The sequence below is a fragment of the Butyrivibrio sp. M55 genome, from assembly GCF_900116865.1.
GTDB lineage: Bacteria > Bacillota > Clostridia > Lachnospirales > Lachnospiraceae > Butyrivibrio.
This window is the reverse complement of the sequence record NZ_FPCD01000013.1, coordinates 1-24,673: the sequence shown is the minus strand read 5'-3', so window position 1 is coordinate 24,673 and position 24,673 is coordinate 1. Positions and strand designations below refer to the sequence as shown.

Sequence of the window (24,673 nt, the reverse complement as noted above, 5' to 3'; positions counted from 1 at the left end):
CGATTTTATCACTTATATAATTCTTTATCAATGAAAAAAAGCCGGAGTAATCTCCAGCCTTTTTATAGATAATATTTACTTCCAGTAAGCATCAATCTCCTTGGTTTCATAGTCAATAAGCGCAACACCATCATATGTGTGAGCGATTGTGAAGGCAGCTTCAGCGCCGCGTTTGGTTTCTTCGCTTTGTGCTTGGTCGGCGCGGAAGTTTCCGAGGGAGTAATATACAAGCATCTTGCCGCCGTCGGGTCTATTCATAGTCTCGGTTTTCTGGATGACGTGTGGATGTGTGCCGATTACTACATCGGCGCCGCCTTGTGCAAAGAGATCTGCAATATGCTTCTGCTCTTCGGTTACGTCCTGCTGATACTCTTCGCCCCAATGGACAAAAACTATGACAAAATCTGCCTCTTTGCGTGCACTTTGAATATCACTTATCAATTTATTCTCTTGTTCGTTTGTCGCCGGCTCCTTCATCCCACCAGAAGCAGTCTCATTCTTCCCTGCTTCTGGTTCAACTTTTCCGGGCAGATAATGCACCACGTTAGGATAATCCCCAGATATATCCCCCACATTAGTTCCGTAGGTGTAGGAAAAAAGTGCTATCCGCATACCATTGCGGCTGATAAGCTCATACGGTCTGTACTCCGTATCGGTACTATTCTGTATTCCAACACAGGTAATCTCAGCGTCTTTATAGAAGTCTACAGTTGTATCTATTCCCTGAATTCCTCTGTCGAGGGCGTGATTGTTGGCACAAGAAACAACATCGAAACCGGCTCGACGGATTGCCTCACCGACTTGGCTCGGCGAACCGAAACTTGGATATCCTCCAACCATGCTGTCTTTGTCGACAAGCACTGTCTCTGCATTAAGTGCGGCTATATCCGCAGATTGTATCTCATCAAGAAAAGGTTCGTACAAAAAGTCAAATTCTCCCTTTTCCTTGTTTCTTGCATATTCATAGATAGGCTCATGGATCAGGTTATCTCCAAACGCTACAACTCTGACTTTGTTATCGATGGTCTTAACTCCCCAACCTTCCCACATCCAGAGGGTGCAGTTTTTATCTTTGTCTTCCATCATGAAGATCGAATTGTTTTTCTCCATCAGCTTGATGCGCCCTGCAACCAATCCCATGTCCGACGCGCACCATTTCTCAGTGACTTTGCCATCCTCATCGACATCATAGATAAACACGTGCTGGGAGTAGTTCTTTTCATCCTTCTCAACCCAGAACGGCTTGTGCATGCCATATTTCCCATGCTTCCATAAAAGAACTATCATCTCATTATCGCCGTCTCTGTCTATATCGGTTACGAGAACGTCCTGAACCTTGAAATCTTTTTTGCTGATAAAAGTAGTCTCTCCGCTTGAATTTACGACTTCAAGTTTCTTTTTTCCAAGCTTTACAATTACCTTTGAAGCATTGTCAGATGATTCAACACCGCCCTCATCAGGCGAAGCGTTTTCATCACCGTACACAGCCATCTCTTTATCATTCCAGCCAATCCACGCCGGAATATAGTTATTTCTCACAAAAACAAAAATAACGCAAACAGCTACCGCTATTCCGAAGAATGGCAGTAGCCTCATGATAACTTTTTTAGCCTTAAATTTTTCGGGTATCAATTCCATTTTTCTTCCAATCTGTAGCTCTGTGTCCACTCGGGCTGAACGGGCTTATCCGTATTCTCAACCCAGTTCCAGTCATCGTCCATATGGCCGCCGTTGATCATTTCTCTCCACTGACTGTCCGTAAGCCTGTTACTTAAAGGCTGCTCGAACTGATAGAACGAGTACACACTTCCGCTTCCGATGTGAAGCTCGCCGTCTATCGGGAATACCACGTAGATCGTATTTGCTTTGCCCGTTCCGACTTCCAGAACGCTTCCGTTTGGATCTGTCGCGATATCCGCAATTACAGGGCAAGGCGCCTGATAGCTGTCGGTAAGGTTATCAACATCGGCATTTACTTCTCTCCAGAAATGCTCAAGATTTCCGCCGTAGCAACGGATAAACTCATAATCATCATCGGTAAGTTTCTCATTCTTAAGCTCTTTTTCGGATATGGTTAAAAGAGTTCCCGCAAGCTGCGAAAGCTTATCGAGGTTCTCTTTTTCTTTTGCATCAAGAACTCCATATCTGTCGAGACCTTCCTTGGTCTTCTCGGAAAGGAACTTGAATCTGCTAAACACAACAGGCTGCGTGTCTACAAATCCTCTGTCATCCGGCGTTTCCTCATCTCCGCCGCCCATCTCGGCACCTATCTGCTTTGCATAAAGGATCGTATCATGTTTAAGCTCAGCAAAAGATCCCGCGAATGTCTCAAGGTTCTTTTTTACCCACTCATCATTCTGCATGTACTTGGGATATCCCGTTCCCTTCTTCTCAAAAAGAGGCCTTAAAGTATTGAGCCAACCGGAATACAGACTGACGTTCCATATCGAAGGCTCATTGTTATTAAAGTGTTCTTTTGCGCGAGCCATATTCTCCGAATAATTCTTAAACTCCGTAGCACCCTGCGAAGTCAGTATTTCCATAGCTTTCTCAGAGCCAAGTACCGCAGCCGCATCTAGCGTATCGGGAAGCATACGCTTTTGTCCCGCGCCGTTTTCTTCAACAGCTCTATATACGAGCCTTTGCATGATCGCAGCATCAACCGTAAATCTCTGTCCCATAAATCTGTAAGAAGGAATCACGTTCTCCTCTTTTTCATTTACGGGAATCGAGTTTATCTCGGGAAGTTTAAGTTCCTTTATTGCACTCACAAATTTGCCGAACGCATCCGCATTACCTGCAACCGCGCTTGCATCAACATTATCTCCATAGCAATTTTTTGCTATATTCGATAACTCGTAATATCCGGGATCATCCGATGTTCCTGCAAAAAAGCTCGTTATACTGTAAATACGCTCCCAAGACTCTGCATTTTCCGCAATCGCAAGACTCTGAAGAAGTCCCGAACGCACAAGATCCTCATTATCAAATGCAAAAGCAATCCTTCCGTACCACATCATTGCCCTGAAATACTTCTCAAGCCAGGCATCACCCTCATAGTAACCCCTTGGTTTATACTGGGAATAATCCTCTTCTTTGCCGGTAATCCCACATGTTGCGATAGATTCCGCTTTTGCTATCTTAGAAAGTTCATCGTTTACAATCTGGTCAAAAGAGCCGTCACTTACAGGAGTGGCAACGCTGTCATCAAGTAGCTTACTTCCGATATAGAAAAACTCTACATTCCTAAGCGCCGCAGCTTCAAACTCAGTACCTTTAAGTGCATCATACTGTTTCTTGGAACTTTCAAGCATCTGATCACCAAGCTTTTTAAGCTCACCTGAAATGTGGTTCTTCTCTGTCTGCTTCATAAGATATGAAAAATAGAGATGATACGTATGCATAAGAGAATCCACGGTCACGAAATTGGGCCTTAGATCGTATCTGTTGTTCTCATATTCGTCAAAAAACTCATCAGATCCCGTCCCCTCAACTACAAAGCCATTCTTAATAAGAGCATTCCTTCTGCCCTGTACATCGTTGTACTCGCTTTGATTTTCAAGGCTAAAACGGCCTTCCTGATGCGAATTATATACAACATTGGAAAAGTCTTCTTTTATGCTGTAATCCGGAATTGCCGGAACAAGATTCTCGTCATAATACTTCTCTTCAGAATTGCCAAGAAGATAAACCTTACCGCTCACAGCACCATCCGCCGCATTCTTCCCCTCATCGGTACTCTCCGCCGCAACACTGCTTGCAGCGACACTCCCCGCATCCGAAGCCGCATTACCTCCATTTTTGCCAAAAGAGCATCCCGACATCACCATCGAAAGTACCAAAACACATACCACAATTCTCTTCTTCATAATTTCTCCTAAAAATTTTTCCTAATACAATATTTCCCTCTAGCCCTAATTATACCCCTCGAACCTCCCACACGCAAAAAAGCCGCCGGTCGAAGCGACCAACGGCTTTTTGTGTCAATATCAAAGAAACTTAGTTCTATCAGTTCTTTACGATAAGCTTTCCACCACGCTTTGATACTACGTCGAAGATAACGGCTGCAAGAAGAACGCCACCCTTTACTACCTTCTGCATGTTAGCATCTACACCCATAAGTGACATACCAAGGTTGATAACACCCATAAGTACAGCACCTACGATAACTCCGGGAACAGTACCTGTTCCGCCGTAAGCTGAAGCTCCACCGATGAAACATGATCCGATAGCATCCATCTCATAGTTCTGACCATATGTAGGCTGAGCTGATGTAAGACGAGCGATTGTGATCATTCCTGCAAGTGCTGCAAGGAATCCCATGTTTGTGTAAGCGATGAAGTAAACTTTGTTTGTGTTGATACCTGAAAGCTTTGTAGCCTTCTCGTTACCACCTACTGCGTAGAAGTAACGTCCAACAGTTGTGTTATTTGTGATGTAGCCATAGATAAGTACAACTACGAGAACCCAAACAAGAACTGTAGGAATACCCTTGTACTGAGCAAGCTTGTAGCAGAATGCCAAAACAACTGCAACAATACCAACTGTCTTTACAAGGAATTTCCAAACGGGCTCAATCTCATAACCCTTTGACTTTTTCTTGATGCGAGATGTGCCCTGTACAACAACGAAGATTGTAGCAGCTACAAGTCCGCCAAGAAGACATGTAAGGTTAAGTGATCCGTTTCCGAAGAAATCATGGATATAGCAATCAGCACCGCCACCGAAAAGGTTAACGAATGAAGACTTATCCTTGATTGAAATTGTAAGACCATTAAGTACAACGTTTGAAAGTCCTCTGAATGCAAGCATTCCAGCAAGTGTTACGATGAAAGGAGGAATTCTAACAAACGCGATCCAGAATCCCTGGAAAGCACCGATCATGATTCCTACAACGAACATAATAACAACTGAAAGCCAGATGGGAACGTTCTTATTAACCATAAGAGTTGCACCAACTGCACCAACGAAACATACAACCGAACCAACCGAAAGATCGATGTTACCACCTGTTAAGATACAGAGAAGCATACCGGTTGCAAGAACGAACACATAAGCGTTCTGTGAAATTAAGTTACTTACGTTCATAGGAAGAAGTATTGCTCCCTTTGTCTGGAAAGAGAAGAAAGCAACTACTGCTATAAGAACGAGTATCATTGTATTTTTCTTTATGAATCCGAGTACCGAATCGTTATTCATTATTTGACCTCCTTATTTCCGGATGACTGTAAAATATAAGTCATAATTTTTTCCTGAGTGGCTTCTTTGCCATCAAGTTCACCAACCATCCTACCTTCATTCATTACGTAGACTCTGTCACACATTCCCAATACTTCCGGAAGTTCGGAAGAGATCATGATAACTGATTTTCCTGCATCTACAAGCTGGTTGATAATGCAATAAATCTCGTATTTAGCTCCTACGTCAATACCTCTTGTAGGTTCATCCAAAATAAGTATGTCCGGATCAGCGAACATCCATTTTGCAAGAAGAACCTTCTGCTGGTTACCACCACTAAGGTTACCAACATTCTGCTCAACAGAAGGACATTTTGTCTTAAGCTTCTGTTTGTAATCAACTGCTACTTCATACTCTTTATCTTTGTCGATTACTGTATTCTTACTAACTGCATCAAGGTTTGCAAGTGTAGTGTTAATCTTAATAGGATTGGTTAAGATAAGTCCGTTACCCTTACGGTCCTCAGTAACATACGCAAGCTTATGCTTGATCGCATCCTGAACCGTCTTAAGTTTAACTTCTTTACCATTTATCTTAAGTGTTCCTGTAATGTTTTCGCCGTAACTTCTTCCAAAGATACTCATTGCAAGCTCTGTTCTGCCGGCACCCATAAGTCCGGAGATACCTACAACTTCTCCCTTTCTGACGTTCATGCTAACATTATTGACAACTTTTCTATCACTATATAAAGGATGATAAACATTCCAATCTTTGACTTCCATCATTACATCCCCAATCTTTGGTACTCTCTTGGGGAAACGATCTGATAATTCACGGCCTACCATGCCATTGATGATACGTGCTTCTGAGAAATCATCCACACCCTTTGTAAGTGTCTCGATTGTTGATCCGTCACGGATAACCGTGATCTTATCAGCAACATAAGATACCTCATTAAGTTTATGTGAAATGATAATTGAAGTAAGATTCTGTTCTTTCTTCAGTTTAAGTAACAAATCAAGAAGCGCCTTTGAATCACTCTCGTTAAGTGATGAAGTCGGCTCATCGAGAATAAGAAGTCTTGCATTCTTTGAAAGTGCCTTCGCAATCTCAACAAGCTGCTGCTTACCAACACCAATATCCTTAATCAATGTCTGGGTACTATCTTTAAGTCCCACTGTATCCAAATACTTACGAGCAAGTACACCCGTCTCTGTCCAATTAATCTTGTACTTTGATCCTCTTTCGTTACCAAGGAACATATTCTCAGCAATTGTCATATACGGAATAAGCGCAAGTTCCTGATGTATAATTACAATACCTTTTTGTTCACTATCCTTTATAGCGTTAAAATTGCAAACCTCGGAGTCATAAATGATATCACCTTCATAGCTTCCGTAAGGATACACGCCACTGAGTACATTCATCAGTGTGGATTTACCGGCGCCGTTTTCACCTACCAGCGCATGAATCTCGCCCTCTTCAACCTGAAGATTTACATTGTCCAAGGCTTTCACACCGGGGAATGTTTTGGTGATATTTTTCATTTCCAATAATATCTTCGCCAAGTTTACCCCTCCTTCTATCTCTTTTTTCTATTTCTGTTATTTTTTCTATTAAAGAGGCGGGACAAAAGCCCGCCTCAGCTTTGTTACTAATTTAAATTATTTAAGATCGTCCTCTGTGTAGTATCCTGAATCGATAAGAAGTGTCTTATAGTTCTTAGCGTCAGCGAATACAGGCTCGCAGAGGTATGAAGGGATAACACCTGTTCCGTTGTTATAATCCTTCTCGTTGTTGATAGGAGCCTCGCCGCCCTTCATGATAGCGTCAACCATCTTTACTGTCTGTGCAGCAAGTTCACGTGTATCCTTGAAGATAGACATTGACTGCTTACCAGCGATCATGTTCTTAACGTTGGGCTTATCGCAATCCTGACCTGTGATGATCGGCCAATCACCTGTGTAGTTAGCCTCAAGTGAGTTTGTAACACCAAGTGCTGTTGAGTCATTTGAGCAAAGAACTGCATCAAGCTTTGTTCCATCTGCATAGTTAGCTGCGATGATAGCATCCATTCTTGACTGAGCGTTCTCTGTCTTCCAACCCTGTGTAGCAACCTTATCGAACTCAACCTGTCCTGACTTAACAACAAGCTTGCCTTCCTTGATGTAAGGCTCGATTACATCGTAAGCACCCTGATAGAAGAACTTAGCGTTGTTATCACCGGGGTCACCTGTGAAGATCTCGATGTTGAAAGGTCCCTTTGCGTTTTCAAGATCAAGCTGATCTCTGATGTACTCACCCTGCTTTGTTCCTACCATGTAGTTATCGAATGTAGCATAGTAGTTAACAGCGTCTGAGTTCATGATCAAACGGTCATAAGCGATAACAGATACGCCTGCCTGCTTAGCCTGGTCAAGAACTGTTCCAAGTGAATCACCTTCGATAGCGGCGATAACAAGAACCTTAGCTCCTGAACTGATCATATTCTCGATCTGAGAAACCTGTGTAGGAACGTCATCTGAAGCGTACTGAAGGTCAACTTCGTATCCAGCTTCCTGGAGCTGTTTCTCCATGTTTGCACCGTCCTGGTTCCATCTCTGAAGATCCTTAGTAGGCATTGAAACACCAACTCTTCCGCCTTCGCCGGCAGGAGTCTCTGCTGCAGGTGCCTCGCCACCCTCTGCTGCTGTTGCATCAGCAGGTGCCTCTGCGCCACCTTCAGGTGCTGCGGGTGTAGATGATCCGCAACCTACAAGCATGGCTGCAACCATAGCTGCTGAAAGAACTGCACTAATGATTTTCTTCTTCATAAATGTATCCTCCCTTTTATTTTGGATTCCTGCAGAAATATTTCTGCGTTGTTTATATTCTAAAATTTACCACAAAATTAATAGGAATAAATTACGATGTTCTGTAAATTTTTACTATCGTTACAAAAAATTAACCGATTATGCTAGCATTATTTTGCACTGCATAATCGGTCGTGTCAATTTTGTGCTACTGCTCCAACCCCGCATGTTTACTGACTAATTTGGCATCTCATCCGGTACATTCAAGTAAACATCCTCTTTTAGGTGGAATCCACTTTTTATTATCACTTCATCAATGTTATTCCTGGTCACACTTGTAGGTTCTATCTTAAGATAAGGCACCATTTTGGAACCATCGCTTATCTTTGAGATATCATATTCCGTTATTTCTTCTCCCTTAACAAGTTTGACTGCGCATACAGCTGCTGCCTGCGCAAGTTTCTCGATTGGCTTGTAAACGGTCATAAGCTGAGTTCCCTCAACTATTCTCTGGCAAGCTTCAAGATCGGCATCCTGCCCCGCTACCATAAGCTCACCGGCAAGTCTTCTCTCTGAAAGAGCCCTTACCACATTACTTGCGATATCATCATTTCCGCACATTATCGCGTCGCTTTCCCTGACTAGCCCTGTGTTCTTATATATATACTCACTTGCCTTTTCGGCGCGCCAGCCATCCGCATAGACTGTATCAACAATCTCATTTCTATATTGGGTCATTACAGATCTGAATCCTTTTTCGACAAAAGAAACGTTGCTGTCCGAAGGAGATCCGCATATCATTATCACCTTGCCGTCCGCAAGTCCGTTATCTACCATGGTCTGCGCCATCATCGCCCCTACTTTTTCATTGTCAAAAGATATGTAGAGATCGACTCCCGCATCGGAGATAAGCCTGTCATAGGCAATAACAACTATGCCTGCATCTTTGGCTTTTTTCACGGAATCGCCTAGCGAACTTGAATCTATGCAGACGATAACTATTGCATCCATTCCGTTCTTAATAAAGTAGTCAATCTGCTTTTTCTGTTCTTCAATATCTCCGTTCGCGTTCTGTACGTTAACTTCGGCACCAAGGTCTTTTGCCATGGAAACAAAAACGTCTCTGTCTCTTTGCCATCTTTCTATTACGAAAGAATCAAAGCACACTCCGATCTGGATCTTATCGGAATCGGAGCTTTTCTTTTTCTCGCCTTCGCCGCTCTCTTTAGCACACCCCGTAACACTCAGCATCAGCAAAAGAGCTGCAAGCGCGCCGGCGAGCATTTTCCCCATATACCTTCTCATATGCGTCACCGTCCTTCTTTGTATTCGGTTGGCGTAACGCCTACATTCTTCTTAAAACTCCTGCTAAAATAATTCGGATCCGTGTATCCGCACGCTCCGCAGATTTCCTTCATGGACATATCAGACTGTGTAAGAAGCTCTTTTGCCTTCTCTATTCGCACACTCGTCAGGTATTCAATAAAGTTAAGCCCAAGCTCATCCTTGAATATCTTACTGAAATAATACGGCGAGATGTTAACCCTTCTGGATACATCATCAAGCGATATGTCTTTTGCAAAATTATCATCTATATACTTTCTTGCTGTCTTTATAACATCGTTGGACTTCTCTTCTTTCTTGGCTATAACGTTTCTGCAGGCAGACGTAATCTTCCCCATAAACCACTCTCTGAGCCCGTCTGCGGTGCCAAGTCCCATAAGTTCAGGCAGATAGTCGTCACGGCCTGAGTACATGTATTTCTTTCCGCTACTGTTAAAAGCAAGTCTCTCCGCGTAAAGAGTCATCTCAAGCACCTTTAATCTCATCGACATAAGGTCACCGTTCTTTGACCTGTTATACATCCAGTCGGCATACTTTCCCGCCGTCACCATGGTTGCATTGAGATCTCCGTTGGAAACCGCATCAAACATCGGCTTTTCAAGCTCTACCGGATAATCTTCTTCATGGTCGTCGCCAAGTGCAAGGTCATCTACATGCGCTACAGAACCGGTTGTCGCAATAAGTGCATTAAGCGCTTCTCTGTATGATTCTCCGAGCTCTCTGAGCGGCTTAACGCCTCCGATTCCTATCCTGAAACTTATATCGGTTTTTTTCTTAAGTATCCTTGTGAGCTGTCTTGCCTTGTCGATGAGCTCCGTTCTGTCATTGTACTCTATCTTTGAAGAATCAAGCGGTATCAGTACAGCGATCTTGTTGGCCATTACGTTACCGATCTTACAGTTAAAAAAGTCTTTTACCCCTTCACGGATTTCCTGATAACGCCCCGAAACCTTGACGGAACTTCCGATTGCGTTCGTCATGTGGTTTCCTTCCTGCGAGTCACCGCAAACAATAGCCATCATGTAGCCGTAATCCTGCTCTATTCCAAGTATCGTCTTGTAACTGTCGATGTCTTCCTCAAAATGCTCCTGAAGAAGGATATCGTATATAAGACCGTTTTCGATAATAGGCTCGATGGTTTCAAGCTTTTCTTTTATCATAAGCTCATTGCTTCGCTTTTCGCGCTCTCCGTCGATGAGCTCCATTGCCTTTTTAAGGACATTTACAACTTTCAGCTTGTCCATGGGCTTGTTGATATATTCAAGTACCCCGAGCTTTATCGCTTCTTTTGCATAATCAAATTTGTCATATGCAGACATCACGATAAAAATCGTATTCGCCGAGAACTGCTTTATTTCCTTGATTGCTTCTATACCGTTTATTCCGGGCATATGGATATCCATCACCGCAATATCCGGTCTGAAACGCTCAGCAAGCTCTATTACACTTCTTCCCGTCTTGGCAAACTGAACTTCGCAGTCACTGCCGAACTCTTTTTCAATTATGAATTTCATGGAATCGATGACAATACCTTCATCGTCCGCGATCATTATCCTGTACATATTTTTCCCCTCGATATAATACTACTCTTCCTTTTCGTTAAACGGCAAACGGATTATAACTTCACACCCCTTATTCTCGCCTTCGCTCTTTATCTCAACCGCTTTGTCATTCTCGGTAAAGAGCCTCAGCCTTGAAATAACATTATCCATACCAATTCCGTTATTGTCATTCTGATCTTTTTTTCTTTCCCAATTTCCGCTCAGTATCTTATCGATGTTCTCACGGCTTATTCCCTTTCCGTTATCGCCGATACTGATGCAGATGTTGTCATCTTCTCTGTAAACCTTAAGAGTGATCTTACCCTTATCGCCCATTTCCCTGATGCCGTGATTTACAGCATTTTCAACTATAGGCTGCAAAACCATATTGGGCATCGACGCGCCAAGAAGCCTTTTATCAACCTGCTTCTCATAACCGATATCACCGGAAAATCTAACATTCAGGATCCTTATGTAGTTATCGACCAGCGTAACTTCCTCTCCGATCGTAACCTCAGTTTTCTTTCCCTTTACATTATACCTGAAAAAGTCGGCTACTGTCTGAACATACTCATATGTCCTATCCGCGCCCTCCATCATTGCCAGCTGCGCGCCCGCATTCAGCGTATTAAAAAGAAAATGCGGATTGATCTGCGCCTGCAGATATTTAAGCCTTGCATCCTTAAGATGCGATTCCATCATGAGCTCCCTCTCTTGCATATGGCGCTCTTTTTCTATGCTCATTCGAAGTCTCTCGATATATTGCTTGATGCTTATGACCATCTTGTTAAATGCATTGCTCACTATGCCAATCTCGTCATTATATGTGATTTTCAGAAGTTCCGCATCAAAATTTCCTTCAGCGACTTCATTTGCAGAATCCGCAAGTTTTTTAAGCGGCTGAATGATCGTGCTGACAAGGTTCGTTATAATGATGATGTTTCCGCCCATAACGATGGTGATAACAATAAAGCTGACAAATTCATACGTCCTAAACATTTTGGTGAGTTCCGAATAATGCTCCGAATTACTTACAAAAAGCTCAATGTTGAGACTCGTAATATACTCACTTATATAATTATAAAGATCTGTCGCACTCTCATAATACGCGCGGTATTTCTCAACGTTTCTTCCGCGCTTTGCATCTATCGTCATCGAAACCTCGTTTAAATAATTCTGCGACATATTTTTAATATTTCTTTCCATTCGTCCGAAAGAAAGATCTGTAACTCTGTCGTCAAGTTCTTTCGTCAGATTGGAAAAAACATCTGCCGAGCTGAAATATGTCTTAAGCGAATCCGATGTCTTCGACCTAAGATACTCCGTCATGGAATCCTGAACATCATTTAATGCATTCGAAAGCCTGTTAAGGTGCCTGTTATCCTGGTACACCATCTCCATTTCCGTCGACATACTGTTGATTCCAAGAAGCAAAAATATATTTACGACGAAGATAATTACATTCGAAAAAACACAAATACTTACAATTTTGTATTGAAGGGGACGATCAAGGAATCTATTCATTCTGCTCTTCCTCCTTCTTTATGTATTCCGCAACGTTACTCTTATTGATAAGACTTACGTCTGCGGCATAATACTCACTGGTATTACCCGATTCATAAAAATCGGAAAGAGCTTTTATGCACTGCTCGCCAAGCTGATTGGTATCTATGGCGATGGTCGCATAAACAACACCGATGTCTATGGCATTGATTATAGGTTCGGAAGCATAGCATCCGAGAATATTAACCTTACCTACTTCATTAAAGTCTACCACCGCCTGGTATGCGCAAGTGGTGTTGAGCTCGTTAAGGCACACGATGACATCCGGCACCTTCTCATTATGAAAAATATCTCTGATTGACTCCTCTGCCGAAAAGTCATTGGTATTATCAACTGTCTTGATAGAAATGGAAACCTCCATTCCATCTGCTTCTTCCTGCGCGATTCCTTCCTGCATCGCCGCAATTATTATATTCTGAATGTTTTCACCGGAACTTCCCGCATCCGAATTAACGAGCACTGTAACCTGCATAGCTTTATCCTGCTCTTTTTTTTCAGATTCTTCCGTATTTTCTTTTTTCTTTTCCCGGATAATATTATTGATCTGCTTAGCATACTCACGGCCTATCGCGTATCCTCCGATACCTACGTAGCTAAGCCTTTTTGAACGGGTATTGTCTCCGTAAAGAGTAACAACCGGAATGCCTTCAGCAGCTGCAGCATCAATGAGCTGCGTCATTTCATCCGACTCATTGGCATAAAGAATTATCCCGTCAACCTTAGATGCCGTCGCAATCTTCATGAGTTCTTCCGTTTTATACTTGGTTGAAAAATTCTCTCCCAAAAGATCGACATATATATTGTCCTCTTTTGCCGCTGCGAAAGCTCCACGGTAGACGGATTTCCAGAAATCCGACTTATAATTATCGGTTATCATGACATAGTACTTGTCATACTCATGTGCTTCATCTTTTCTCTTAAATCCCTTGAGACTTACGCTGAAACTGACAGCGATAAGAAAAAGCGTGACAATGACAAAAATCACTGTCGTTATCATGATAACTCTTTCTCTGTTATTAAGTTTACGCTTATTATTACTACGGGGAGTGTTCACAGTATTCATCACTTAATGATTATACCGTTTACACTCCCCATGTTTCAATACAATTTCTATTTATGGTTATGTAAGATACCGCACTTTTATATATTTATTTACGATTGCAATTGCGGGCTTTGCGGCAATTTCCCGCAGAAGGACACCCTATGCAATGTGTGCCTTTTTTCTTTTCTTTATAAATGTATCCGATTGCCAGACCCAATATCAATACCAGTGCCAAAAATGCAATTATATTTACCATAATACATATCTCCAAAAACTATATTTGCAAAAGCCGATGTTTCTTATCCTACCCTGAATTCAACCGGCATTTCTTTTTTATTCTTCTTTATCAGATATATTATAATACCTGCAAATACTAAGATTGCAATAAGTCCGTAAGCAAATCCTTCTCCGAAAGTTCCGACTGTGATAAGAGTTCCTATCTGATAAACAAGAAATCCTACCGTAAATCCCGTCGCAAGCTGAAAAGCAATTGCTCCCCAGAACCACTTCTTTGACTTCATCTCGGAATTCATCGCTCCGAGTGCCGCAAAACAAGGCGGTGTATAAAGGTTAAACATCAGAAATGCAAGAGCTGCGACCCTTGTTATTCCCATTACTGCAGCAACCGCGTTTCCTTCTCCTATAAGCTCAAGTTCTTCCGTATCAATGAGATTTGAAACCGCAAATACAGTAGCTATGGTTCCTACGACATTTTCTTTTGCTATAAAACCTGAAATAGCTGCTGCAGCAAGCTGCCAGCTTACGATTCCGACAACGGGAACCAGTATGTATGCAAAAGGTCCTGCAATGCCTGCCAGGATCGAGGTGTTTTCCATACCCTCTTCCACGGGCTGCAGTCTGAAGTTGAAGGTCTGCATGATCTGAACCGCAGTGTTGCAGACAAGTATGACTGTTCCCGCTTTTATGATGTATGACTTGCCTCTCTCAAGCATTGATTTAACCGCAAATACAAGGCTTGGAACCTTATAATCGGGAAGCTCAATGATAAAGAAGCTCTTTCTATGCTTCGAAGTAGTGATTGCTCTGATGATAAGCGCTCCGAAAAGTATCAGTACAATGCCTCCGACATAGCAGATAAAGCTGACCCACTTTGATTCAGGGAAAAAAGCTCCTGCAAAAAGTGCTATAACAGGAAGCTTGGCACCACACGGCATGAATGTCGCAAGCATGGCCGTTGCACGTCTTTCTCTTTCATTTCTGATCGTACGACACGCCATAACAGCGGGAATACCGCATCCTGTACCGATTATCATAGGAATAACAGATTTTCCCGAAAGGCCTACTTTTTTGAAGATCGGGTCAAGAACTACCGTTGCTCTTGCCATATATCCGCAGTCTTCAAGAAGTGCGATAAGAAAATACATTACCATTACAAGCGGAAGAAATCCTACAACCGCGCCTACACCGCCGATTATTCCATCCACGATAAGTGCATAAAGAAGCGGATTTGCATCTGCCATTGCCTCACCGACAAAGCCCTTAAAAACATCTATCCAACCTGCAAGAATGTCCGCAAGCCATGTTCCTACTGTTGTCTGTGATATATAGAATACAAACCACATGATCCCTGCAAAAAGCAGAATACCGATTACCGGATGAGTGATGACATTGTCTATCGAATCGGTAATATTGTGCTCTTTCGAGTTATCTCTGCGACTTTCGACTTCATCTACTATATTATTTACAAATTCAAAACGCTTTCTGTCGGCCGCTTCAACCGCTGCCTTATCATTAAGATCAACGTCTCCCTGATTGTAAGTAATCTTCTGCGCTTTACCTTCAAGTGACATTGCAGTTTTTATAACTTCCTTAAGACCTGTATCTGAAGTTGCTATCGTCTTAATTACAGGACAGCCGAGCTTTTCCGATAAAAGCTTCTCGTCTATTTCGTTTCCTTTTTTATCGTTGGCATCATTCTTGTTAAGTGCGACAACAACAGGAATCCCAAGTTCCAAGAGCTGTGTTGTAAAGAAAAGGCTTCTGCTCAGATTGGTCGAATCAACAATATTGATGATTGCATCGGGATGCTCATTTTTTACATAAGCACTTGTAACGCTCTCTTCCGAAGTAAATGGTGACATTGAGTAAGCGCCGGGAAGATCTACAGCGATCAGCTCCTTGTCACCATCATAGTAGTTTTTCTTTATAACACTCTCTTTTTTATCAACAGTAACCCCTGCCCAGTTGCCGATTTTCTCGCTTCTTCCTGTCAAAGCGTTAAACATGGTCGTTTTTCCGCTGTTGGGGTTGCCCGCCAGTGCGATTCTCATTACAGTTCCTCCAAAAAATATATGATCGGTATCCGCTACCAAAAGTATCAGATATTGATAGCATCAGCTAACTCAGGATCGATGTTGTATCTGGCATCCTTTATAGCGACCACCAGGTTGCGCTTCTTGTTTACAACAGTGATCTTCTCTCCGCTGTAGCAACCAAGTGAGAATAAAAAGCTCTCCATCTCATCATCCCCATCTGTGTTAACAGCATTGATCATATACTCTTTGCCAAGCTCTGCATTGTTAAGTGTCATATATGCCTCCTAAAAAAACAGGTTAGTAATAGTTAATCATAATTAGTCATTGCTAACTTTCCTAACATAGAATATTCTTATTAAGAATTATTGTCAATAGGGGCACTGAATTTTTATGTTATTTTATCCTTTTTTCATACGTATAAACGACCTTCCCAAAGTCCTCAAGCAAAGAAAAAAGCCGCACTGGCAAGATGCGGCTTTTCAGGTAGGAGATTTCTTATGACTATGTATGTCACGTGTTAGGTTATCTAACGATGTTAATGTTAGCACCTGCTAACACATATGTCAACCCTTAAATCAAATTATTGATTTTTTCTTTCTGTCATTTGGTTGTGTTTATGCATCTCTTGTAGTATTCTTAAAAGCAGAGAAAGTAGGTGAAAAAGCGATGGCGTTACAGGAATCAGGCGAGATGTATCTCGAAACAATTTATGTGCTTTCAAAAAGCCACACAAACGTTAGATCAGTCGATATAGGTGAGGAATTAGGCTATTCAAGACCATCTGTCAGCCGTGCCATGCACCTGTTAAAAGACGAAGGACTTGTCAAAATAGACGAGTATGGTTTTGTAAAACTTACTGAAGCAGGAACTATACTTGCCAAGCGTATCTACGAAAGACACACGGTCCTTACAAAGCTTTTTGTCGATCTGGGAGTAGATGAAAAGATCGCCGCAGAAGATGCGTGCCGTATTGAGCACTACATCAGCGACGAGTCCTTCGAAGCAATAAAGACCCATATGGCAAAACACTAAAACACTGATTAAAGAAAATAAACCGCCGAATCTCATTTGTTTAAAAAGAGATTCGGCGGTATTTTTGTTTATATTTCCGGATCAATCATACTTCTTATCAAGCTCTCTGTAAGCTTTTTCTATATCTTGCGAATAATGCGTGAATATCAACGCTCCGCCAAGATCAAGGGTAACCAAAGTATCATATCTGTTGACCCTGACAGGATGACCGTCAATTATCTCCACCTCTGTTTCTCCGTCAATCGGAAAAATATCTTCCTTCTTGTTTTCCTTAAAATCCTCAAGGACCTGCTCCATTGGCTTGCGGTCTCCCATATATGTTACATATGACAGATCATCCATGTTGTATTTGTAGACATCGCATCCATCAATTTCTCCAAGCAGTGTCAATCCCGATTCATCAATGTCTCCGCAAAAAGGTTGATGATATATCCCGTTCTTATACTGTGAATCCCATACCCTCCTTACAGCAACCGAAAAGAATAAATAACATATTGCCACACCAAAAATTGCTATCACCATTATTGCTTTGCCGGTCTTACTCGTACCCTCTTCTTCCAACATTCAAGCCTCCCTCAAAATGTAATATATAACCGTTTTTTCAATATATTCAACATTTGGTACAAGATTTATTTTACACAAAAAAATTCTGTAGTTTACAACGACTGCGTAAACTACAGATTTCTTGAGCAAACAGCATGTACAAACATTGACGGTTGACGCCAACACAATACATAAGCTATCTCATATGCAATTTATGGGATTATAGACATGCCGGTAATCTAAGCATTCATGCGCCGAATTTCACGGATATATGTGACTGCAAGTATAATATCTGCCAGTACCCATGCTCCGATTTCTCCGAAATAAATGCCGCTGCATCCTATCATTCTTGTCACAACTACCGCACAGAAAACTCTCATAATAAGCTGACCCGCGCTCGATATCATCGGAACCAGTGTATTTCCGATTCCCTGAAGAGATGCTCTCTCAATGTACAGCATATACAGAAGCGGATAAAAGAGCCCCAGAATAAACAGATACTCTTTTCCATATTCAAAAACTCTGCCTGAGATATTTTCCGCATCAACAAACAGATGCATACTCTTTTCACCCCAAAATATCATAATGAATGAGCACACCAAAGCTGTAGCAATACCTAGTAACAGACTTACTCTTACTCCCTGCCTGATCCTGACATACTCTTTTGCCCCAAAGTTCTGTGAAACATACGCAACAACAGCCATTCCATAAGACGATGCCGCGATTTCAAGCAATGCATATATTTTCCCCGCAATCGTATATCCTGTCAAAAAATCAATATCATATCTGTTGACATTACTTATGACAATAAGCCCGCCGATTGCGGTAATAACGCTCTGCAAAGCCATGGGAAGTCCGACTGTGAGCAGTTTCTTATATGTGCCGTCTTCTATTATGTCTTCTATTATGTCTTCTTTAGATGCACTATCTTCTCTTTGCGCATTTATCTTATCATCGCCGGATTCATTAAAATTGGCGTTTCGGTTTTTATACATATAATAGCCGCAGATTAACATAACGACGCATTCAGACAGAATCGTTCCAAGCGCCGCTCCCGCAATTCCAAGGTGTATCACACATATAAAAAGATAATCAAATACAATATTGCAAATTGATGATACTGTCATTGCAACCAGAGGAATATGGCTATTTCCTCGGCTTCTCAGTGTTGCGGCAAAAAGCTGATAGAAAACAAGAAACGGAATTCCCAAAAAGATTATATCTACATATGTTTTTGCATACTCGAATGCTTCAGCCTTTGTTCCTATAATTCCAAGCAATAATCCGGAACCTGCGGTCAGAATCAATACAAGAATAGTAGATATTACAATACATATTAGCCGCGCCTTTTTGTAGTAATGCTTAAAAGCCTTCTCATTTTTCTCACCGTACTTATTTCCCAAAAGTACCGAAAAGCCCTGAATAAGTCCGATCAGAAATCCATTTACCAAGAATATCAGCCAGTCCGTCCCGCCTATCGCCGCAAGCCCTATAGGTCCAATCTTTTTCCCGATAATAATGCTGTCAACAACCGAATATAACTGCTGAAAAATATTTCCGATCATCATTGAAGCAGCGAACGAAAAAATTAGCTTAAAAGGACTCCCCGTTGTTAAGTCTGTGTCTTTTGTCATTGGTCTCACTTTCTATCGATCTACTCTTATACTGTATCTGCAAATGTTTCTATGGTTATATCTTTTTTGCGAAGTATATTTAAATAACTGCCGATTCAGAAAATCGTATTATTTTTTTATCAAGATCCATCTCATATTCTATCCCGAGCGGAAGAATTCCGATAGGAACAGCATGTCCGATATTAACGTTGTATATGATCGGTAAGTTCTCACAATTGAATTCTTTTAAAACAGACAAATAAACCGCCTTATATTCTTCATAGAATTCTTCATCTTGAGGTTTTCCGACGATTATTCCGTTGATTGCATTCAATATTCCCTGCGTGCCAAGGTTCCGTAAATAATATGTCACATAATCCGGATTTGGCTTTTCCTCGCTGGTTTCAAGAAGCAATATTTTTCCCTTCCACTCATCGACTTTTGGCCAAATATCTGTTCCGACAATCATAGGAAATACATCCAGGCAACCTCCGAGTAGCTGCCCCGAAACCTTACCCGTTCCGGATAACACCTCATAATGATGCGTTTCAGGAATAGTCTTGTACCGGGCATTGATATTCTCTTCAGCCCACTCGATATGGTCATTAGACCAATAATCGCAAGATGGAACTTCATATCCTTCTGCATCGGAGAAAAGAATGTTTTTTACAGCCTCTTCGGTATAATCAAACATCTGACCATATTCTGCAAACTCTTTCATAATGCAAGGACCGTAATATGATACAACACCTGATTTGTTCATAATAAAATGAGTAACCGTTGTATCTGAATACCCCATAAAAATCTTGGGATTGTTACGAATAACATCATAATCAATATAAGGCAGGATTCGTACCGAATCGTCTCCGCCTATTGCGCTGATAATTCCCTTGATTGTAGGATCTTTAAAAGCATCCATCAGATCTTTTGCCCTCAACTCAGGGTTATTATATACAAAGTCACTTCCTTTGAGAGCATGCGGCATAGCAACCACTTCCAGACCAAAGATCTTCTCCAGACGCTCTTTTGCAATATAATATTTATGTATCAGCTCTTTATCTCCTAATCCACCCCATGATAAGCTCACTATCGCAACCTTATCACCGGGGGTTAATCTGTTTGGTTTTATCATTTTGGTCCTCCGTTGTTTTTAGGATACAAGGTAACTAATTCTTTTTATCTGCATTTCACAATGACATCGTATACACATGATTTTTATGACATCAAGTTGATTTTGAGTACATTTTTACAATAAATTCCAGGCATTACATACTCATTTTCAACACATATTGTACATTGCCACCTTCCTCCCTTTTATACGATTTTTCCATTTTGGAAAGAATCGCCTCTTTAAGCGAGATCATGTATCTCAACTTCTAAGTCATTTAGGTAGTTCAAGATACTATCAAAATCGGTATAGTTTCCATAAATCATGTTCTTCATGGCCGCATAATCATTTCTTACTTCATCCATAATATAATCTGCAGGAATCAGCTTTATTTCTTTGAGTGTAGCAGTTTCATAATGTGCACTCTTCGCATAATAGAACTTTTGCTTGAACACAACATCCTTCTGTAACAATTCTTTTCGAGCAAAAGCAGATTCCTTAACCCAGCTATTTGCCATGCAATAAACATCATAAAGATGCCTTGCATATCTTCTGGGTAGAATCTTTCCATGTGGGAAGTATGCCATCTTATGGAGTATGGTAAGTTTCTCCCAGAAAGTCCTCTCAATATCTATAGTCAGAATATCTGTTGTTCTCTGCTCAAAGGCATTTGGATACTCTATGGCCACAAAAGGCTCAACCACAGTCACGTGAGATGGCATCCATTCAGCCAAAGGGCCTATCTCCAACCTAACCACCGGAACTAAATATTCCATAGAAAAATCTCTCGGATACTTAAAATTCACAACCATAGGATCATTGGCATCAACTTCAACCCAATCACCCTCACCTAGCTTAAAAGTCAATTCCTTATTCAAAGCCGGAACCAATTTTTCTCTGTAAAACACTGCCGCTTGTGAATTTATTTCCTTATTATACCGGTCCTGTTTGGTCTTGGATCTTTCATCCCAAGGATCAGTGTCATTAGTAAGCTTTCTCCAATCCAAGATCAGGTCTATATCTTCAGAAAAACGCTCTATCACATGGTAAGACTTTGAAAGGCTCGTCCCTCCCTTAAATACAAATGCATCTTTGTACATACAATCACAAAAAAGATGATCTAGCATAAAGCAAACCCAAAAATCTTTCTCCACAATGGATGGATGCATTTTCATTTTCTCTGCTGTACGAGAAAAAAGGACTTCCCTGTCTTCTTTACCAAGTAATGCTATTTTCTTCACTTACTACATATCTCCTTTATTACTTTATATATCCACGCAGTCGTTGTTATTGCCTCTTTTAAAATAATCTCCTTATCTGAACTTGACAGCGCCTTTGATAATCTTTCTTTATCTTCCTGCTGTATTTTATCTTTACCTATATACTTTATTGCCTGAATGATAGAAATCGTAATGAAACTTTTCCCAGAAATTTCTTTATTAGCACAATGCTTGAACTCAACCTGATACGAACCAATATCATATTTACGATAAGGTCCATCACTTATATAGCTCCATGTATTAGGAACTTGTGTTGATAAATGCAGAAAATTAAGAGCTGTTTCTCCTGAAGGAGCAATTGTCCAATTATACTTTCTGGCAAGCGCCTGAGCCACCTTTTCAATATTTGGCGAACTATACTCTGCCAATAGCTTACTGTACAATGGCTTGTCATATATTCCTTTTATGACTCTTCGTATCGTTCCAGCTTCGCCAAGCCTAGCCAAAGCCTTATTAGTAGGATCAGTTCCTGCTATATCAGCAAAATCTATCGCAGAAAAAGCATACCCTGAATCAGCATCTTCTATTCTTTTTTCGATTTCATTCTGGTATTTTTCTCTCATCTCGGCCCCTTTCGTCAGATAAATTATATAATTTATCTGACGAAATTGCAATGTGACTAATTCTTTCAAAAAAACCTTGACTAACCCCAAAATTCTTTGTACCTTAAGAATCAAGGAATGGGTTTTGTGTCGTGTACAGCACCTAGGTGCTCAAGCGGGTTGCTCGTTTCTTTTTATATCTATAACATAAATAAAAATACATTCTCTTATCCTTTTTCATTTTAGATATTCTTTTTTTGCAATTGCTGTAAATTCTCCCGGAAGTCTTCCATCATCCCAAGAAGGATGCTCATCAAATCTTTTCAATGTAAATCCGTTCTCAATTATAGAATTAATAATCTCGCTTATTGTGTACTTCCTGTAGTGACATTTTGGCATCTGCTTACGAATTTCCGCATCGTAAAATCTGGCATGTGCCATCTCGGCCTCAAAGATGTCAGTAGAAAAGTAGCTCATAGTAGGCTGTTCAAGTCTTAACATATCGGAAATCTTGGTGAAAGGATGAAAATCACTGCATATCATCTTCCCGCCCGGCTTAAGCAAGCCCTTCATCACATCCATGAAAGCATTTATATCATGAAAATAGTGAAGTATTCCACCTTCCATAAACACAACATCAAAGTATTCGGTATACTTTTGCAGATTGATTTCCATAATATCACATACTTCAAAATCAATATGTACACCTGCTTCATCAGCCACTTCAATCGCATACCTCTTGTTTTCTTCCGAAATATCAAAAACAGTAACTTCTGCCCCCAATAACGCCAGCGGAATTGCTTTCTTCCCGCATGACCCGCAGATATTAGCAACCTTCACTCCTTCATAAGAATCAAAATAATCTGCATATTGTTTAAGCATTTCTATCGGATTCTCTTTATCCTCTATCGCCCTCTCTTTAGGCGTTCCTACTGTCTTTACCCAAAAATCATACGCATTGTATTCCCACGCTTTTTTATGTTGAACCGTGTAGTCTTTCATAGGTGGTCTCCCTCTTTATCGATTTATTATTCATCAGTATATTATAATAGATATTTACTGATTAGTTGTTTAATAATCTTATCATTGATCACAACGCCTGATGATTCAAAAGACACTATCAAATTATCTCCTGGAAATATTCCATTTGCGATATAAGTATTTATCTTCCGTATTGCTTTCTCAGCATAATCCGCATCATCCATCTTTCCGTCATGTTCCCAGTATACTTCCTTGAAATCTCTTTTCCTCAAGAATGTAAAATCAGGATACACAACGCCATAGCCTTTTAGCTTCAAAGGGCATTCATATTTGTACTCTATTCCTAAATCATAGAAAGTATCCGCCATAATTTTCTCCGATTTGGAACGAACTCTCTCGCCTTTCTTAGTATAGATTTCAGTCATACCAGGTTTAAACTCTTTCCCAACATACGGAACACTCTTCCATTCTGCAAGTCTTTTCTCCCATGGAATTTCTACCGGATTGATCATCGTCTTCCTGATGTGATGAAGCTTATCATAAATCTCCTCTACCTCATTATCCTCATACTCTTTTACAAGCTTATCCAGTTGCTTTACGCGCCTGTCCACAAGTCTCTTTATTTTCTGATCGTATGACTTTTGTGCTAAGCGATAAGCAAGGGGCATATCTTTCTTTTTGATGTAGGACAATTTGTACCCCTGCTCCGTACCATTTTCAACACATTGTATATATTGAATATTTTTCTTTGATGTAGTCACTCTAAGTGTTCCTTCAGGAACATCTGCAAGCCTTGAATCTACTATCTCCTTAATCCTCTTTAATCTTTTTTCTTCCTTCAATATAAGCTCTTTTAAACCTTCCATTGTTTATTGATTTTCCTTTACTTACGTTTTGTTTTGTTATTTGGATTTTCTTATGTTTCAAAATGCTGTCTGATTTTCATGTAATCATTCCAATTTGCTTGATTTCAACTTTCCCTCTTCACCTCCTCACACTGTTGATATTAAGGATATTCAAATTTCCAACAGGTGATACATATCTAAAGTGAACCCCGTGTCAAGGACACACGCATTATTTTTTGGCAGTATTTATTGCCAATGCTGATGGTAGTTGATTGGTTACTTTATAATGATAGTATTCATTTGGTGCCATCCCTTGTAGTTGCACCTGATACCTATCGTTATTGTAATAGTTAATCCAGTCATTTATTCTGTTCTGGACTTCATCGAATGTCTTCCAGGTTTTTATATATGGGCTAAGTTCATCCTTCATATGTCCAAAGAAACTCTCTTGTGGAGCATTGTCCCAGCAGTTTCCTCTTCTGGACATGGATTGTGTGAGGATTGTGTCATTGATAAGATCTCTAAACTTAACGCTAGTATAGTGACAGCCTTGGTCACTGTGGATGAATGTAGTAGCATTCAATGAGTATAAGTGATTCCTCATTAGTTGACGCACTGTTTCAAGAACAAAGTCTATTTCAAGTGATTCACTAAGCTGAAAAGTAAGCGCAAAATATTTCGACGGATATAAAACCGCCTGTTAATCCTTCATAATGAATCTGAACTATAAACTACATTTTGGTGTCACTTAAGTGGTCTATGTATAAGACTAATAGACAACACTTTGGTGTCACATCCCGGAGGTTTATTATGTCAGATTCAAGCAAAGAACAACGTAGAACACTTGATGAGTGGTACAAACTCGTCACTCAATGCCGCCAGAGCGGTCTTAGTGATGAACAGTGGTGCTTATGTAACGGCATCAAAAAGTATTCTTTATACAGTGCGATCAAGCGACTTCGTCAGAAGGCTTATGCTGTACCAAAGCCGATG

At 40.8% G+C, this 24,673-nt stretch carries 22 protein-coding genes; 2 read left to right on the top strand and 20 right to left on the bottom strand.

All coding sequences use genetic code 11. The annotated features are described in order from the left end of the window. Window positions 1-75 precede the first annotated feature (75 nt). From BM398_RS12810 to BM398_RS12755, 12 genes are all read right to left on the bottom strand, one after another. The gene (locus tag BM398_RS12810) at window positions 76-1,638 is read right to left on the bottom strand and encodes a CapA family protein (RefSeq protein WP_092338011.1); all 1,563 of its coding nucleotides are present in this window, start codon (window positions 1,636-1,638) and stop codon (window positions 76-78) included. Then, the gene (locus tag BM398_RS12805; RefSeq protein WP_092338009.1) at window positions 1,629-3,869 is read right to left on the bottom strand and encodes a DUF3160 domain-containing protein; all 2,241 of its coding nucleotides are present in this window, start codon (window positions 3,867-3,869) and stop codon (window positions 1,629-1,631) included. Before BM398_RS12805 ends, BM398_RS12810 begins: the two co-directional genes overlap by 10 nt. A gap of 139 nt (window positions 3,870-4,008) precedes the next feature. Next, a complete protein-coding gene (gene mmsB / locus BM398_RS12800) occupies window positions 4,009-5,199 on the bottom strand; it encodes a multiple monosaccharide ABC transporter permease (protein WP_092338008.1) in 1,191 nt (396 codons plus the stop codon). Continuing rightward, window positions 5,199-6,746, bottom strand: coding sequence for a multiple monosaccharide ABC transporter ATP-binding protein (gene mmsA / locus BM398_RS12795; RefSeq protein WP_026655139.1), 1,548 nt, complete (start codon window positions 6,744-6,746; stop codon window positions 5,199-5,201). Before mmsA ends, mmsB begins: the two co-directional genes overlap by 1 nt. 96 nt (window positions 6,747-6,842) lie before the next feature. Continuing rightward, window positions 6,843-7,991, bottom strand: coding sequence for a multiple monosaccharide ABC transporter substrate-binding protein (gene chvE / locus BM398_RS12790; protein ID WP_026655140.1), 1,149 nt, complete (start codon window positions 7,989-7,991; stop codon window positions 6,843-6,845). 216 nt (window positions 7,992-8,207) lie between these two features. Further along, window positions 8,208-9,275 carry a sugar ABC transporter substrate-binding protein gene (locus BM398_RS12785; RefSeq protein WP_175531942.1) on the bottom strand — a complete coding sequence of 356 codons (1,068 nt, stop codon included), beginning with the start codon at window positions 9,273-9,275 and terminating at the stop codon, window positions 8,208-8,210. Window positions 9,276-9,280: 5 nt separating this feature from the next. Continuing rightward, entirely contained in the window at window positions 9,281-10,876 is a 1,596-nt protein-coding gene (locus BM398_RS12780; RefSeq protein WP_092338006.1) for a helix-turn-helix domain-containing protein, read from the bottom strand. A gap of 21 nt (window positions 10,877-10,897) precedes the next feature. Next, window positions 10,898-12,379, bottom strand: coding sequence for a sensor histidine kinase (locus BM398_RS12775; protein WP_092338005.1), 1,482 nt, complete (start codon window positions 12,377-12,379; stop codon window positions 10,898-10,900). Beyond that, window positions 12,372-13,415, bottom strand: coding sequence for a substrate-binding domain-containing protein (locus BM398_RS12770; RefSeq protein ID WP_175531941.1), 1,044 nt, complete (start codon window positions 13,413-13,415; stop codon window positions 12,372-12,374). Before BM398_RS12770 ends, BM398_RS12775 begins: the two co-directional genes overlap by 8 nt. A gap of 151 nt (window positions 13,416-13,566) precedes the next feature. Beyond that, window positions 13,567-13,716 carry a FeoB-associated Cys-rich membrane protein gene (locus tag BM398_RS17620; RefSeq protein ID WP_092338003.1) on the bottom strand — a complete coding sequence of 50 codons (150 nt, stop codon included), beginning with the start codon at window positions 13,714-13,716 and terminating at the stop codon, window positions 13,567-13,569. A 43-nt stretch (window positions 13,717-13,759) separates the two neighbouring features. Beyond that, on the bottom strand, window positions 13,760-15,751 hold the full coding sequence (feoB, locus tag BM398_RS12760; protein WP_092338002.1) for a ferrous iron transporter B: 1,992 nt from the start codon (window positions 15,749-15,751) through the stop codon (window positions 13,760-13,762). A gap of 47 nt (window positions 15,752-15,798) precedes the next feature. Continuing rightward, a complete protein-coding gene (locus BM398_RS12755; RefSeq protein WP_026655145.1) occupies window positions 15,799-16,011 on the bottom strand; it encodes a FeoA family protein in 213 nt (70 codons plus the stop codon). A gap of 391 nt (window positions 16,012-16,402) precedes the next feature. On the opposite strand from BM398_RS12755, the gene BM398_RS12750 reads away from it, so the two are divergent. Then, the gene (locus tag BM398_RS12750) at window positions 16,403-16,768 is read left to right on the top strand and encodes a metal-dependent transcriptional regulator (RefSeq protein WP_026512717.1); all 366 of its coding nucleotides are present in this window, start codon (window positions 16,403-16,405) and stop codon (window positions 16,766-16,768) included. A gap of 81 nt (window positions 16,769-16,849) precedes the next feature. Here the strand turns inward: BM398_RS12750 and BM398_RS12745 are convergent, their stop codons facing one another. From BM398_RS12745 to BM398_RS12710, 8 genes are all read right to left on the bottom strand, one after another. Then, the gene (locus BM398_RS12745) at window positions 16,850-17,332 is read right to left on the bottom strand and encodes a hypothetical protein (RefSeq protein ID WP_092338001.1); all 483 of its coding nucleotides are present in this window, start codon (window positions 17,330-17,332) and stop codon (window positions 16,850-16,852) included. Between the two features lie 218 nt (window positions 17,333-17,550). Next, the gene (locus BM398_RS12740) at window positions 17,551-18,945 is read right to left on the bottom strand and encodes an MATE family efflux transporter (protein WP_092338000.1); all 1,395 of its coding nucleotides are present in this window, start codon (window positions 18,943-18,945) and stop codon (window positions 17,551-17,553) included. Between the two features lie 79 nt (window positions 18,946-19,024). Further along, window positions 19,025-20,056, bottom strand: a complete 1,032-nt coding sequence (locus BM398_RS12735) for a S66 family peptidase (protein ID WP_092337999.1) — start codon at window positions 20,054-20,056, stop codon at window positions 19,025-19,027. Window positions 20,057-20,274: 218 nt separating this feature from the next. Then, the gene (locus BM398_RS12730) at window positions 20,275-21,273 is read right to left on the bottom strand and encodes a nucleotidyl transferase AbiEii/AbiGii toxin family protein (RefSeq protein WP_092337998.1); all 999 of its coding nucleotides are present in this window, start codon (window positions 21,271-21,273) and stop codon (window positions 20,275-20,277) included. Continuing rightward, a complete protein-coding gene (locus BM398_RS12725) occupies window positions 21,270-21,875 on the bottom strand; it encodes a DUF6088 family protein (protein WP_092337997.1) in 606 nt (201 codons plus the stop codon). The genes BM398_RS12730 and BM398_RS12725 overlap by 4 nt, the downstream gene beginning before the upstream one ends. A 216-nt stretch (window positions 21,876-22,091) precedes the next feature. Continuing rightward, the gene (locus tag BM398_RS12720; protein ID WP_092337996.1) at window positions 22,092-22,856 is read right to left on the bottom strand and encodes a class I SAM-dependent methyltransferase; all 765 of its coding nucleotides are present in this window, start codon (window positions 22,854-22,856) and stop codon (window positions 22,092-22,094) included. Between the two features lie 41 nt (window positions 22,857-22,897). Next, on the bottom strand, window positions 22,898-23,701 hold the full coding sequence (locus tag BM398_RS12715) for a hypothetical protein (protein WP_092337995.1): 804 nt from the start codon (window positions 23,699-23,701) through the stop codon (window positions 22,898-22,900). A 208-nt stretch (window positions 23,702-23,909) separates the two neighbouring features. Continuing rightward, complete coding sequence (locus tag BM398_RS12710; protein ID WP_242949816.1) at window positions 23,910-24,167, bottom strand: IS3 family transposase; 258 nt, start codon at window positions 24,165-24,167, stop codon at window positions 23,910-23,912. A gap of 323 nt (window positions 24,168-24,490) precedes the next feature. On the opposite strand from BM398_RS12710, the gene tnpA reads away from it, so the two are divergent. Then, the coding region (gene tnpA / locus BM398_RS12705; RefSeq protein ID WP_442857307.1) for an IS66 family insertion sequence element accessory protein TnpA at window positions 24,491-24,673 on the top strand (183 nt) is incomplete at its 3' end.